The 13791-nt window shown below is 69.5% G+C and carries 16 protein-coding genes; 13 read left to right on the forward strand and 3 right to left on the reverse strand.

Translation table 11 applies throughout. The features are described 5' to 3' along the window. Positions 1-12: 12 nt before the first annotated feature. Both ACQPXM_RS30980 and ACQPXM_RS30985 read right to left on the reverse strand, forming a co-directional pair. Complete coding sequence (locus ACQPXM_RS30980) at positions 13-1158, reverse strand: lipid II:glycine glycyltransferase FemX (RefSeq protein WP_432940144.1); 1146 nt, start codon at positions 1156-1158, stop codon at positions 13-15. A gap of 138 nt (positions 1159-1296) precedes the next feature. Next, positions 1297-2367: a substrate-binding domain-containing protein gene (locus ACQPXM_RS30985; protein ID WP_432940146.1), complete on the reverse strand. Its 1071-nt coding sequence runs from the start codon at positions 2365-2367 to the stop codon at positions 1297-1299. Positions 2368-2458: 91 nt separating this feature from the next. Between ACQPXM_RS30985 and ACQPXM_RS30990 the strand changes: the two genes are divergently transcribed. The 9 genes from ACQPXM_RS30990 (at position 2459) to ACQPXM_RS31030 (ending at position 9778) form a co-directional block, all read left to right on the forward strand. Further along, the gene (locus tag ACQPXM_RS30990) at positions 2459-2839 is read left to right on the forward strand and encodes a MarR family winged helix-turn-helix transcriptional regulator (protein ID WP_432940148.1); all 381 of its coding nucleotides are present in this window, start codon (positions 2459-2461) and stop codon (positions 2837-2839) included. A 99-nt stretch (positions 2840-2938) separates the two neighbouring features. Further along, positions 2939-4588 (forward strand): purine-cytosine permease family protein, encoded by a 1650-nt coding sequence (locus ACQPXM_RS30995; protein ID WP_432940149.1) that lies wholly within the window; start codon positions 2939-2941, stop codon positions 4586-4588. After that, positions 4585-4887 (forward strand): urease subunit gamma, encoded by a 303-nt coding sequence (locus ACQPXM_RS31000; protein ID WP_432940151.1) that lies wholly within the window; start codon positions 4585-4587, stop codon positions 4885-4887. Before ACQPXM_RS30995 ends, ACQPXM_RS31000 begins: the two co-directional genes overlap by 4 nt. A gap of 12 nt (positions 4888-4899) precedes the next feature. Next, a complete protein-coding gene (gene ureB, locus ACQPXM_RS31005) occupies positions 4900-5235 on the forward strand; it encodes an urease subunit beta (RefSeq protein WP_432940152.1) in 336 nt (111 codons plus the stop codon). Beyond that, positions 5228-6934: an urease subunit alpha gene (locus ACQPXM_RS31010; RefSeq protein WP_432940153.1), complete on the forward strand. Its 1707-nt coding sequence runs from the start codon at positions 5228-5230 to the stop codon at positions 6932-6934. The genes ureB and ACQPXM_RS31010 overlap by 8 nt, the downstream gene beginning before the upstream one ends. Further along, positions 6934-7608 (forward strand): urease accessory protein UreF, encoded by a 675-nt coding sequence (locus ACQPXM_RS31015; RefSeq protein WP_432940154.1) that lies wholly within the window; start codon positions 6934-6936, stop codon positions 7606-7608. The genes ACQPXM_RS31010 and ACQPXM_RS31015 overlap by 1 nt, the downstream gene beginning before the upstream one ends. Further along, positions 7601-8380 (forward strand): urease accessory protein UreG, encoded by a 780-nt coding sequence (ureG, locus tag ACQPXM_RS31020; protein ID WP_432940155.1) that lies wholly within the window; start codon positions 7601-7603, stop codon positions 8378-8380. The genes ACQPXM_RS31015 and ureG overlap by 8 nt, the downstream gene beginning before the upstream one ends. Next, positions 8364-9047, forward strand: a complete 684-nt coding sequence (locus ACQPXM_RS31025; protein WP_432940156.1) for an urease accessory protein UreD — start codon at positions 8364-8366, stop codon at positions 9045-9047. The genes ureG and ACQPXM_RS31025 overlap by 17 nt, the downstream gene beginning before the upstream one ends. 101 nt (positions 9048-9148) lie before the next feature. Next, positions 9149-9778 carry a nucleoside/nucleotide kinase family protein gene (locus ACQPXM_RS31030; protein ID WP_432940157.1) on the forward strand — a complete coding sequence of 210 codons (630 nt, stop codon included), beginning with the start codon at positions 9149-9151 and terminating at the stop codon, positions 9776-9778. Here ACQPXM_RS31030 and ACQPXM_RS31035 read toward each other — a convergent pair. Further along, positions 9775-10515, reverse strand: a complete 741-nt coding sequence (locus tag ACQPXM_RS31035) for a TetR/AcrR family transcriptional regulator (protein WP_432940159.1) — start codon at positions 10513-10515, stop codon at positions 9775-9777. The genes ACQPXM_RS31030 and ACQPXM_RS31035 overlap by 4 nt on opposite strands. Before the next feature lie 76 nt (positions 10516-10591). On the opposite strand from ACQPXM_RS31035, the gene ACQPXM_RS31040 reads away from it, so the two are divergent. The 4 genes from ACQPXM_RS31040 to ACQPXM_RS31055 all read left to right on the forward strand — a co-directional run bounded on the left by ACQPXM_RS31040 (position 10592) and on the right by ACQPXM_RS31055 (position 13756). After that, positions 10592-11503, forward strand: coding sequence for an ATP-binding cassette domain-containing protein (locus ACQPXM_RS31040; RefSeq protein ID WP_432940160.1), 912 nt, complete (start codon positions 10592-10594; stop codon positions 11501-11503). Beyond that, on the forward strand, positions 11500-12273 hold the full coding sequence (locus ACQPXM_RS31045; RefSeq protein WP_432940162.1) for an ABC transporter permease: 774 nt from the start codon (positions 11500-11502) through the stop codon (positions 12271-12273). The genes ACQPXM_RS31040 and ACQPXM_RS31045 overlap by 4 nt, the downstream gene beginning before the upstream one ends. Positions 12274-12560: 287 nt before the next feature. After that, positions 12561-12755 carry a hypothetical protein gene (locus tag ACQPXM_RS31050; protein WP_432940163.1) on the forward strand — a complete coding sequence of 65 codons (195 nt, stop codon included), beginning with the start codon at positions 12561-12563 and terminating at the stop codon, positions 12753-12755. Positions 12756-12865: 110 nt separating this feature from the next. Further along, positions 12866-13756 (forward strand): MurR/RpiR family transcriptional regulator, encoded by an 891-nt coding sequence (locus ACQPXM_RS31055; protein WP_432940165.1) that lies wholly within the window; start codon positions 12866-12868, stop codon positions 13754-13756. Positions 13757-13791: the final 35 nt, after the last annotated feature.

Below are 13791 nucleotides of genomic sequence, written 5' to 3' on the forward strand. Positions count from 1 at the left end.
GCGTTGCCGGGTTCAGTGGGCCCGGTAACGCCGCATCGCATGGTGCAGGGTCTGGTTGACGAGGCCGGGGAGCGTCAGTTCCCACTCCCCCAGCGTCTCGACCACCTCACCACCCGTCCCGAGCTTCCACCGCAGGAGCCCGTACTCCCGTCGCGAAGGATCAAGACAGTCCGACACCCCGCGCATGTCGTAGTACGCGGCACCGTGCTTGAACGCGTCCTGCATCATCCGCCACTGCAACGCATGACTCGGCCGTACGTCGCGCCGATGGCTGGCCGACGCGCCCGTCTGGTACCAGACCCGCCCGACCACATTCATCGTGTGCGCGGCCAGCACCTCACCCTCGTACGACGACAGGTACAGCCGCATCCGCCCAGGAGCTTCGGCGTTCAGCGCCCGGTACTGCCGCTGGTAGTAGCTCAGTGACCGCCCGAGCCGGAACCCGTTGCGCTGCTCGGTCACCTGCAGCAGTTGGTAAAACGTCGACAAATCGCCCTCGGCCCCGATCCGGGTCTCGATCCCGGATCGCACGGACTTCTTCAGGTTCCGCTGCCACTCGCTGTTCATCCCGGTGAGCAGTTCGTCCAGGGAGCGCAGCGGGACCTGGAAGACGAACCGCGGTTGAGCATCGCCACCGGAGCCGTCCTCGCCGCACCGCGCCCATCCCAGCGACCGCAAGCGATCGCTCACCGACGACCCCACCGGCTCGACCAGATCCGGCAGCACGTCCCCGATCCGCAGCGAAGGACCCGCGGCCGCCTTCAGCGTCGCCGCCTTCCACCGCCGCAACGCCGGCGGCGGCCCGATCCGTACGGCGAACGCTCCCGCGGCAACGAGATGCTCGATCAGCGGGCCGAGCCAGCGGTTCAGCGAGGGCTCTGTCCAGTCGATGTCCGGGCCCTCCGGCAAGTAGGCGAAGTACCGGCGAAGACCGGGCGCACTGCGGTAGAGCACCAGCGCCGTCCCGACGATCTCGTCGTCCGCGTCGCGCCAGGCGAGCAACTCAGGCCGCCAGTCGGGCTTCACCTGCGCCCACGACGGGTTCTGCAGAAAGCTGCGGCCGCCGTACAGATCACCGGCGGCCAGGTACGTCGCCGAGTCGACAGCTCCGACTGTCAGCCGGGTTCGTCGAGTGGGACTCAGAGTCGTGGCGAGCACAGCGCACCTCCGGGTCGACGTGATCGGCATCCCTTACCGACAAAGACGGAGGCAACGCGCGAAACGTTCGCGATCCGCCTCTGTCTTCTCCAACGCCGCGAACCGACCGGAGTGTCACATCTCAACTGCGCCGAATGCTCAAGTACTGCGGGCGATCCGGTCCTGGACCCTGAATTCCAGACCGTCGGCGGCCGCCAGATACACGTCCTGGTCGAGCAGGTTTCCGTCGAGGCGGAGCAGCCCGCGCGGACTGCTGTAGAACTGCCCGCTGCCCATCGCCGCCACATCCTCGATCGCGACCGAGCCCGCCACCTCGCCGAGCCGGGCCAGGAACTGGATCGCCTCGTAGCAGGACTCGCCGACCGCGTTCAGCGCCGGAGCCCACGCTCCGAATCGCTGGTAGTACGCCCGCGCGAACTCGCCGCTCTCGACCGTTGCCATCCCGTCGAAGTACGCCGCCGCGGCGTACAGGCCGTCGTTCGCGCCGGCTCCGGCGCCGAGCAGCGTGTTCTCCTCGACCGCCGGACTCAGCCGGACCAGCCGCTCACTCAACCCGGCGCGGGCGAACTGACGGCTGAAGTGCACCGCGTCCTGGCCCATCAGCAGCATGATCACGCCGTCGGCTGTACCGCGTTCGAGCGCGGGCAACACGTCACCGAAGTCCGACGTGCCGAGCGGGACGTACGACGTTCCGACGACCTCGGATCCCGAACCCCGTAAGGCGGAAGCCGCCACGTCGGCGGTCACCCGCGGATAGACGTAGTCGTTGCCGACCACCACCCATCGCCGCACGCCGTGGTGGTCGCGCAGCCAGTGCGCGGCCGGCAGCAACTGGTTGACCGGGCGTTCGCCCAGCATGAAGACGCCCGGGGTGTTGTCGTGACCCTCGTGCATCGCGGCGAAGGCGTAGACGACCCGGCCGCCGATCCGTCGGGTCAGCGCGACCCGGACGGCGGAGATGTGCCAGCCGGCCACCGCGTCGACCCGGCCGGTGTCGACCAGCCGGCCGACCTCCTCGGCGACCACCTCGGGCGAGCGGCCGGCGTCCACGTGCACGAGTTCGACCTGGCGGCCGGCGATGCCGCGGCGCGCGTTGAGCTGCTCGACGGCGAGCTGACCACAGGCCAGGCAGGACGGGCCGTAGATCCCGGTCGGGCCTTGCCGGGGCACGACGAAGGCGATCGAGATCACCTCCGCGGTCCCTGGCATGCCGACCAGTGTGGGCCAACGAGCACCGGTTCTCCGAGCGCTGAGCTATATTCGCCGCACCGTGAGACGCCGCGCCGATTCGGGGAGGACCATGTCAGCCAGCCTGCTCCTCCTGCTCAAGCAGGCCGAGCGCCGGATCGAGCTCGGGCTGCTGCCGGAGCTGGACGAGTTCGAGCTGACGATCGAGCAGTGGCGGGTGATGTCCGCGCTGCACGACGAGCCCGGTCTGCCGATGACGACGCTCGCCGAGACCGCCGTACTGCCGGCAGCCAGCCTCACCCGGCACGTGGACAAACTGGTCGAGCGCGGCCTGGTGTTGCGCCGGATCCACCCCGGTGACAAGCGGCGGATCGTCACCGCGCTGTCCCCGGTCGGCACCACCGTGGCCGACCGGCTGCGAGCCGCCGAGCACCGCGTCGAGCGCGCGCTGGACCTCGCGGAATTACTTCCAGATGGAAATACACGAACGTAGCGGCTCGGCAACACAGCGGTAACAGACGGTTCCTAGGTTCCTTCCATTCGGGTGCATCGACTGCACCGCCCGCCTGAAGGTGCCCGCCAGGAGTTCGTCATGACCGTTGAACCCTCGCTCGACCAGCGCACACCACCCCCGGCCGCCAGTACGGCGACCCGCGAGACGCTCGAGGACTACACGCTGCGGTTCGCGCCGCGCAGCTATCGCAAGTGGTCGACCGGCGTGGTCGGCGTCTCCGCGCTCGGCGGCATCGCCTACCTGGCCGACTTCGCGATCGGCGCGAACATCGGCATCTCCTACGGCACCACCAACGCGTTGTGGGGCATCGCGATCTTCGCGGTGGTGATCTTCGCGACCGGGTTGCCGCTGGCCTACTACGCGGCGCGGTACAACATCGACCTCGACCTGATCACCCGCGGCAGTGGCTTCGGGTACTACGGGTCGGTGGTGACCAACGTGATCTTCGCGTCGTTCACCTTCATCTTCTTCGCGCTCGAGGGATCGATCATGGCCCAGGGCCTCGAGCTCGGGCTGAACGTACCGCTCTGGCTCGGGTACGCCGTGTCGACACTGGTCATCTTCCCGCTGGTGATCTACGGGATGAAGGTGCTGTCCACCCTGCAGGTGTGGACGACGCCGTTGTGGCTGGTCCTGATGGTGCTGCCGTTCGGCTACCTGGTCGTCTCGCATCCCGAATCGGTGTCGTCGTTCTTCGACTACCAGGGCGAGAACGGCCAGGGCGCCACTGACGTCGGCTCGATGCTGCTCGCCGCCGGTGTGTGCCTGTCACTGATCGCCCAGATCGCCGAGCAGATCGACTACCTGCGTTTCATGCCGCCGAAGACGCCGGACAACGCGCGGCGCTGGTGGTCGGCGGTGCTGCTGGCCGGACCCGGCTGGGTGATCTTCGGCGCGCTGAAGCAGGCGATCGGGCTGTTCCTCGCGGTGTACCTGATCGCGAACGTCGCCGACGGCGCCGCGGTCGCGAACGAGCCGGTGCACCAGTTCCTGGAGATCTACAACGGCTTCCTGCCCGGCTGGCTCGCGATGGCGCTGGCGGTCGTGCTGGTGGTGATCAGCCAGATCAAGATCAACGTCACCAACGCGTACTCCGGATCGCTGGCCTGGACCAACTCCTACACCCGGCTGACCCGGCACTATCCCGGCCGGCTGGTCTTCCTCGGCCTCAACCTGCTGATCGCGCTGGTGCTGATGGAGGCGAACATGTTCGACTTCCTCAACACCATTCTCGGTTTCTACGCCAACTGCGGCATCGCCTGGATCGTGGTCGTTGCCTCCGACATCGTCTTCAACAAGTACCTGCTGAAGCTGTCGCCGCTGCAGCCGGAGTTCCGCCGCGGCATGCTGTACGCCGTCAACCCGGTCGGCTTCGTCTCGATGGCGGTCGCGGCCGGCGTCTCGATCCTGGTCTTCTTCGGCGGCCTCGGCGACGCGATCAAGCCGTACTCCCCGCTGGTCGCGATCGGCCTGGCGCTCGTCCTGCCGCCCGTACTGGCCGTGGCCACCCGCGGCAAGTACTACCTGCGCCGCAGCGACGACGGCATCGACCTGCCGATGCTGGACGAGCACGGCAACCCGTCCGGCGCCGTACTGAACTGCCATGTCTGCCGACAGGACTACGAGCGTCCCGACATGACCGCTTGCCTGACCCACGACGCCCACGTCTGCTCGCTGTGCCTGAGCACCGACAAGGTCGCCGACCACGTCCTGCCGGCGCAGCCATGAACTTCACGCCCAGCGAGGTCGAGAAGCTGCTGCTGTCCGTCGCGGGCATGGTCGCCCGCGACCGGCTGTCTCGCGGAGTCCCGCTCAACCACCCCGAAGCCGTGGCCCTGCTCAGCACCTGGGTGATCGAGCGAGCCCGCGAAGGCGCGCTGGTCGCCGAGCTGATGGAGTCCGGCCGCACCGTCTTGACCCGCGACGACGTCATGCCGGGCGTCGCCGAGCTCCTGCACGACGTCCAGGTCGAGGCCTCGTTTCCCGACGGCCGCAAGCTCGTCACCGTCCACAACCCCATCGTCTGAGGCAGGAGAACCATGCCGGCCACTCCACCGAGCAGTGCCCCGGGCGCCGTACGGACCCGCCCGGGAACCATCGAGCTCAACGCGGATCGCACCCCCGACGAACGGCTGCGACTGGTGATCGTCAACACCGGCGATCGTCCCGTCCAGGTGGGCTCGCATCTCCATCTGCCCGACGCGAACTCCGCTCTCGCCTTCGATCGCGAAGCCGCCGGCGGGTTCCGCCTCGACCTCCCGGCCGGCACCTCGCAGCGCTTCGAGCCGGGCGCCTCCCGCGAGGTCGCCGCGGTCGCGCTGCGCGGCCGCCGCGTCGTACCGGGTCTGCAGCTCAAGGAGCCGAGCGATGGTTGAGATCTCGCGCGCCGCGTACGCCGCGCTGTACGGGCCGACGGTCGGCGATCAGGTGCGGCTGGCCGACACCGATCTGTGGGTGGAGGTCGAGCAGGACCTCACCGTGGGTGGGGAGGAGGTCGTGTTCGGCGGCGGCAAGTCGATCCGGGAGTCGATGGCGCAGGGCACGACGACGCGTGCCGAAGGAGCGCCGGACACGGTGATCACCAACGTCCTGGTGATCGACTGGTGGGGCATCGTCCGGGCGGACGTCGGCATCCGGGACGGCCGGATCGTTGCCCTCGGCAAAGCAGGCAACCCGGACATCGCGGACGGCGTCCACCCGGACCTGCGGATCGGACCGTCGACCGACGTGATCGCGGGCGAAGGACGGATCCTCACCGCCGGCGGTATCGACTCGCACGTGCACCTGCTGTCACCCTCACAGCTGCACGAGGCGAGCGCGGCGGGCATCACCACGATCGTCGGTGGCGGGACCGGGCCGAGCGAGGGTTCGAAGGCGACCACCGTCACCCCCGGGAGCTGGCACCTGCAGCAACTGCACCGTGCGCTCGACGACTTCCCGCTCAACGTGCTGCTGCTCGGCAAGGGCAACACCGTCAGCGCCGAAGGGCTCGCCGAGCAGGCACTGGGCGGCGCCGCCGGGTACAAGGTGCACGAGGACTGGGGTTCGACGCCCGCCGCGATCGACGCCGCGCTGCGGGCCGCCGACGACTGGGGGCTGCAAGTCGCACTGCACGCCGACTCGCTGAACGAAGCGGGTTTCGTGGAGTCCACGCTCGCGGCGATCGGCGGCCGCTCGATCCACGCCTTCCACGTCGAGGGCGCCGGCGGCGGGCACGCCCCCGACATCCTCTCGATCGCCGCGCACCCGCACGTCATCCCCGGCTCGACCAACCCGACGCTGCCGCACACGGTCAACACCGTCGCGGAGCACCTGGACATGCTGATGGTCTGCCACCACCTCAACCCCGAGGTGCCCGAGGACCTCGCCTTCGCCGAGTCGCGGATCCGCGCCACCACGATCGCCGCCGAGGACGTCCTGCACGACCTCGGCGCACTGTCGATCACCTCGTCCGACGCCCAGGCGATGGGCCGGATCGGCGAGGTGATCACCCGCACGTGGCAGGTCGCGCACGTGATGAAGGACCGCCGGGGCCAGCTCGACCTGCGGGGATCCCCGGCCGACAACGACCGGGTCCGCCGGTACGTCGCCAAGTACACGATCAACCCGGCGATCGCGCACGGGATCGACCACCTGGTGGGGTCGGTCGAGGCCGGCAAACTGGCCGACCTGACGGTGTGGGAACCGGCGTTCTTCGGGGTCCGGCCGGCGCTGGTGATCAAGGGCGGCACGATCGCCTGGGCCGCGCTCGGTGATCCGAACGCCTCGATTCCGACCCCGCAGCCGGTACTGATGCGGCCGGCCTTCGGCGACGCGATCGGCGCCCGTACGTCGTACTCGTTCGTCGCGCCGGCCGCACTCGACGACGGGCTGGCCGATCGGCTCGAGCTGCGCCGGAGCTTGGCCGCGGTCCGGCCGACCCGCGACGTCGGCAAGGCCCAGATGCGCAACAACGACGCGCTGCCGAGCATCGAGATCGACCCGGAGACGTTCGCGATCACCGTCGACGGCGACCTGATCGAACCCGCCCCGGCGGACCGCCTGCCGCTGGCTCAGCTCTACTCGATGTTCTGATGGCGACGACCGAGCTGGTTCTGATGACCTTGGCCGACGCCCGGTTGCCAACCGGCGGCCATACCCAGTCGGCCGGCCTCGAAGCCGCCGTCCGTGCCGGGTTGGGGGCTGACGGCAACAAACTGCACGAGGTCGGGCAGTACGCCCGCGACCGGCTGCGCACGGTCACGCGGGTCGAGGCCGGCATCGCGGTGGTCGCCCGTGAGCTCGCTTCGTCCGGGCAGGAGATCGGACCCGCCGAAGCCGCCTGGGCCGCTCGGGTGCCGAGTCAGGCGTTGCGTGCCGCATCCCGGCGGCAGGGGCGGGCCTACTCGAGACTCGCCGCCCGAGTCTGGCCGCGCGTGACGGACTTCCTCCCGGCCGACAGTGAGATCGCTCGGCCTGTTGTCGTTGGTGTGGTTGCCGCCGTCAACGGGTTGTCGGCCGATCAGACCGCCCGGCTGGTCGGCTACGACGACGCGCAGACGGTTGTTGCCGCCTCGCTCAAACTGCTGCCGGTCGACCCGGCCGATGCGGCCGGCTGGTTGACCGCGCTGCATCCTGCCATCGAGGACCTGGTCGCCGAGGTCTCCGGGCTGACGCAGCCGGGCGACGTACCGGCGTACGGCGCCCCGCTGGTCGACCTGTTCGCGCAACAGCACTCCATCGAGAGAATGAGGTTGTTCCATGCCTGAATCCAGCAGGTCGTTCCGGCTCGGGGTCGCGGGACCGGTCGGCACCGGCAAGAGCTCGCTGATCGCCACCGTCTGCCGCGAACTGGCCGCCGAGCTGCGCCTCGGCGTGATCACCAACGACATCTACACCGACGAGGACGCCCGGCTGCTGCGTTCGGCCGGCGTACTCGATGCCGAACGGATCCGCGCGGTCGAGACCGGCGCCTGCCCGCACACCGCGATCCGGGACGACGTGACGCCGAACCTGATCGCCGTCGAGGACCTCGAACGCGACTTCGCCCCGCTCGACGTCGTCCTGGTCGAGTCCGGCGGCGACAACCTGACCGCGACCTTCTCGCCCGCCCTCGTCGACGCGCAGATCTTCGTGCTCGACGTCGCCGGCGGAGGGGACGTCGCTCGCAAGGGCGGTCCGGGCATCGCCCGTGCGGATCTGCTGGTGGTCAACAAGACCGACCTCGCGCCGTACGTCGGCGTGGATGTCCCGCGGATGGTCGCGGACGCCGAGGCAGCCCGCGACGGCAAGCCCGTCCTGGCGTTGTCGCGGACGGATCCCGCCTCGGTAGCGGCGCTGAAGCGCTGGGTGCTGGAGATGACGGCCGTTGTTCGAGGCGGCTCGCACACCCCCGTCGATCCGGGGCCGATGGCACCGCACTCGCACGTCGGTGAGAACGGCGAGGTGCTCACGCACGTCCACGCCACCCCGTCCGCGCCCGGCACCGGTGCACTCCCTGGGGCGGACCCTGTTGTGGGCGCGCATGCTCACTCGCATTGAGGTCGTCGCCGATCCGGTGCGCGATCGCTGCCTCCTCCGGACCGGCGACCTCTCACCGCGGCGGCTGCCGGCGCCGCCCGGCGTGGTCCGGGTGGCGCTGGTCGCGGCAGGAGCGCTGCTGCTCGCCGGGGACGACGTACGGATCGAAGTGATTGCCCAGGGCCAAGTCCGGCTGGAGGTGGTGGAGACCGCCGGCACCGTCGCTTACGCCATGCGTGGCGGTTCGGCCCGCTGGGACGTGGACGTGACGTTGACCGACGGCGCCGAGCTGAGTTGGCACGGTGAGCCGTTCGTGGTTGCCGAGGGCGCCGACGTACAGCGGTCCACGGCGCTCACCTTGGACCACGACTGCCGGGCGTTGCTTCGTGAGTCGCTCGTCCTCGGCCGTCACGGGGAAGCCGGTGGTCGGCTCCGGACGCGAACCACAGCGACCGTCGGTGCCGGCGAACTGCTCGTCGAGGACCTCGACCTCTCCCCCGGGCTCCGCTCCGGCTGGGCGATGCTCGGCGAGGCCCGGTGCCTCGACAGCGTCACGGCACTCGGGCACCGCCTGCCGGAAGCACCACAGATCCTCCAGCTCGAAGGTCCTGGCTCGATCGCCCGCCGCCTGGTCACTGAGCAGCACATGAGCGATCTCAACGCGCTCTGGGCCGACGTCCACCACTGATCAACCTCCGTCTGCGGCGGTCGAGCAGCGCGCTGCCCGCGGGAGACGACGGGTGCTCCGAACGTTGATCGGTGGTGGAGGTCGGCACCTAGGATCTGGGGATGCGCTCACTCGACCCGGCTGCCGCCCGTGAACGTGCCGTCGAGCTGGTCAAGCGGCCGGAGCGGGCGATCCTAGGGATCACCGGTGCGCCCGCGGCCGGCAAGTCGACGTACGCGGAAGGCCTGGTCGAGGAGCTGGTCGCGGAAGGTCACCGGGTCGCGCTCGTGCCGATGGACGGGTATCACCTGGCCCAGTCGGCGCTGGAGGCGCTGGGACTGGCCGAGGTGAAGGGCGCGCCGCAGACGTTCGACGCAGGCGGGTTCGTCACGCTGCTGCGACGGCTGAAGGAGCGCGACGAGACGGTCTGGGCGCCGCGCTTCGACCGGGAACTGGAAGACTCGATCGCCGCGACCATCGGGGTCGGTCCGGAGGTCGAGCTGGTGGTCACCGAAGGCAACTACTTGCTGCTGGAACAGGAACCCTGGGCGACGGGGCGGCGGCTGCTCGACGAGGTCTGGTACATCGACCTGCCCGAGGACGTCCGGCACGCCCGCCTCGAAGCGCGGCACCGCCGCTTCGGCCGCTCGCCGGAGGAAGCCCACGAGCGCACGTACGGGTCCGACGAGCGCAACGCCCGGCTGATCGCGTCGACCAAGCCGGCCGCCGACGCGGTGCTGCGGCTGGGTTAGGTGCAGGTCCGTTCGATCAAGCCGGCGACGCCGTCCAGGAACAGCTGCAGGCCGAAGTCGAAGTCCTGGTCATCGGCGTCGTCGAAAGCGATCTCCGTCGCGAACACCCCGGCGTCGAGCACCCGCGCCAACGCCGGTAACTGCTGCCGGTCGACGACCTTGGCCAGCACCTCGCCGTACTGCTTGAAGGCGTCAGGGTTCTCCGCGAAACCCTGGCCCAGGTCGATCGACAGGCGGATCTGGCCGTGCACGTAGGTCATCAGGCCCATCACCACACCGACCTTGCCCTCCTCGCTCAGGCCGGTGCCGGCCAGCGCGCCGAGGGCCGCGTCGAACCACGCGAGGTTCTTCGGCCCGGCCGGCGGTCCTGAGATCGGGAGTTGGGCGTACCAGCGGTGCTGCCGCAGCACGGTCAGCACGTTGTCGGCCCAGAAGGTGAGCCCGGTCCGCCAGTCCAGGTCGTCCGGCATCGGCGAGGGCTGCTCCAGAGCGGCGTCCGACATCAGCGTCAGCAACTCGTCCTTGCTCTTCACATGCCGGTAGAGCGCCATCGTGGAGTTGCCGAGCCGCTCGGCCACCCGCGCCATCGACACGGCCGCGAGCCCTTCGGCGTCCGCGAGCTCGATCGCCGCCCGGGTGATGTCCTCGACGGTCAGCGACGGCTTCGGGCCCCGGCGGGATCCGTCCCGCAGGCCCCACATCAGCGCGACGTCGGCCGGCAGCTCGTTGATCTCCACCACCTCAGTCTAGAAACGCCTACTGCGTAGATGCTACGCTATTTAGCGTACTCGATACGCAGTAAGGGAGATGTCCATGATCGTCGAAGCCACCGGCCTGACCAAGAGCTACGACGGCACCGAGGTGCTGTCCGGCGTCGACCTGAGCGTGCGCGAGGGTGAGGTGATCGCACTGCTCGGCCCGAACGGCGCGGGCAAGACCACCACCGTGCGGATCCTGACCACGCTGACCCGCCCGACCGCGGGGCACGCCACCATCGCCGGGTACGACGTCGTGCGCGCGGCGAACAAGGTCCGCGGCGTGATCAGCCTGACCGGCCAGTACGCCGCCGTCGACGACAACCAGACCGGCCGGGAGAACCTGGTGATGGTCGGCCGGCTGATGCACCTGGGCCGTGGACCGGCCCGGCAGCGCGCCGGCGAACTGCTCGAACGGTTCGGCCTCACCGGGGCGATGGACCGGCGGGTGAAGACCTACTCCGGCGGCATGCGCCGGCGCCTCGACCTGGCGATGAGCCTGATCGGCCGGCCGCGGGTGATCTTCCTGGACGAGCCGACCACCGGGCTCGACCCGGCCAGCCGGCTGACGATGTGGGAGGCGATCGGCGAACTGGTTCGCGACGGGACGACGATCCTGCTCACCACCCAATACCTCGAGGAGGCCGACCGCCTGGCCGACCGGATCGTGCTGCTCGACCGCGGCCGGATCACCGCGTCCGGGACCGCCGACGCGCTGAAGAGCCGGATCGGCGGCGAGCGGATCGAGCTGCACTTCACCGACGCCGTGGACGCGCTCAAGTCGGTCGGGGTGGTGGGCGGCGTGGCGGACGGCGTACTGGTGAATCTGCCGTCGGACGGGACGGCCGCGCACCTGCACTCGGTGCTCGACGAACTGCGCGCGCAGGGTCTGCAGCCGGCCCGCGTCTCGTCGCACCGGCCCACCCTCGACGACGTGTTCCTGACCCTGACCGCCAAGGAGACAGCATGAGCCACGACAGCTTCGCGGCCGCGATGAGCGACACCGCGACGATGATCGACCGCAGCGTCCGGCTGACCCGGCGCAACGTCGACACCCTGTTCGTGTCGATCCTGCTGCCGCTGCTGATGATGACGCTGTTCGTTTTCGTCTTCGGCGGCGCGATCGAGACGGGCACCCGGTACATCAACTACGTCGTGCCCGGCATCCTGCTGCTGACCACCGGGTACGGCGCGGCGAACACCGCCATGGCCGTCGCCGACGACATGACCAAGGGCATGATCGACCGGCTCAGGTCGCTGCCGGTCCGCAGCTTCGCCGTACTCACCGGGCACGTCACTGCCAGTGTCGTCCGCAACGCCGTGTCCACCGCGATCGTGTTGCTCGCGTCGCTGGCGATGGGCTTCCGGCCGAACGCCTCCGTGAGCGAGTGGTTCGGCGCGATCGGGCTGCTGGCGCTCTACGTGATCGCGCTCTCGTGGCTGGCCGCCGGACTCGGCGTGATCGCGAAGACCGTCGAGTCGGCCAGCACGCTGAGCTTCTTCATGCTGTTCCTGCCGTACCTGAGCAGCGCGTTCGTCCAGCCCGAGACGATGCCGCGCTGGTTGCGTCCGATCAGCGAACACCAGCCGATCACGCCGGTGATCGAGACCGTCCGCAGCTTCCTGACCGGTACGCCGCTCGGTAACTCCGGCTGGATCGCGCTGGCCTGGTGCGGCGGTCTGCTGATCTTCTCGGTGACCTTCGCGTCGCTGCTCTACCGCCGCCGCAACAGCAGCTGAAAAACGAATGCCCCGACCTTGGATCGGGGCACTCGCCCGTGCGGGTCCCGGGGGGAGTGGGACCTCCACACGTGGGGGGACCTCGAATCTAGCCCCTCCGACGGGTCAGCCCGAAGCGGATACGGCGATTCTCGTAAGTCGTTTCGGTGAGCGGTCGATCCGTGCGCCCAACGGTCGCTGCCTGCCGTGACACCAATCGGCTGAAATTTCTTGTCCCGGGATGTCGATTCGGCCGGTTCTGGTCCGACGTACCAGTAAGAGCGAGACAGACAAAGGAGAGGGTCAGCATGAACGAGAACAACGCCAGCCGGATGATCATCACCATGCTGGCCGAGGGGAACCCGGTCTGGTACGTCGCGGCGATGGTGAACATGCGCAGCCACGACGTCTACATGATCGGCCGGGCCGCCGGCTACCCGGACAAGGCCAAGCTGCGCCGGGCCGTGTGGGCCGAGCAGAACCGGACCCGCGCCGCCGCGTGAACGACTTCGGGGACTCGGCGGCTGCGCGACCGGGCCGCCGTCCGCGATCATAGGCCGACGGGCCGGACTCGACGGTCCGGTACGGGTCGACGCGATCGGATGATGTGCAGATGACGGATCAGGTAGCTGGGGCTGCGGCCAAGAATCCCGCGATCGCCGAGCTGCGCGCCCGGATCCGCGAGCACTGGGAAGAGTTCACCCCGGCCGCGCAGGCAGTCTGCCGGTCCCTGGCCGAGATCTCACCGGAGCGGCTGCTCTACCTGTCGGCCGCCGACCTGGGCGTCGAGAGCCGGACCAGCAACGCGACCGTGATCCGGACCCTGCAGTCGCTCGGCTACAAGGGGCTGGCCGAGCTGAAGGACCGGGTCGCCTCGCCGTTCGGCGCCGTCCACCGCGAGCAGCGGCTGCGGGACCGGATCAACTCCACCGGCGGCGATCCCAAGCAGGTCTGGGACAAGGTGATCACCGAGGTGATCGAGCGGATGGAGTTCCTCAACGAGAGCTTCCCGCTCGACGCGTACGCCGAAGCGGTGCGGCTGCTGCTCGACGCGCGCGAGATCGCGACGTACGGGTTCGGCGCGAACTACGTCGCCGCCGAGCACCTCACGCTGAAACTGCGCCGCCTCGGCCGGCCCGCCCGCTCGATCACCACGTCCGGCTTCCGGCTGGCCGACGACCTGCTCGCGATCCAGCGCGGCGACGTCGTCGTGGTGATCTCCCCCGGCCGGCTGACGCTCGACGCCGAGTCCGTGATCGCCCGCGCCCGCGCGGTCGGCGCGGAGACCATCCTGCTGAGCGAGCAGGACGTCGCCGAACGCCTGACCGACGACGTCACCGTCGCCATGCACGTCCCGAACACCGTCACCGGCATCAGCGCCGAGGTCCTCACCTCGATCGTCGTCGCCGACGCGCTCGCCCAGGCCGTCGCCGCCGCGGACACCGAACACACCCTGGAGTCCGCGCACACCCTCGCGACGATCCGCCAGCAACTGGGCTTCTGACCTCGCTCGGCTCGCCTTCAGGCCGCGTCCGACGT

It is taken from the genome of Kribbella sp. CA-253562 (assembly GCF_050942265.1).
Lineage (GTDB): Bacteria > Actinomycetota > Actinomycetes > Propionibacteriales > Kribbellaceae > Kribbella.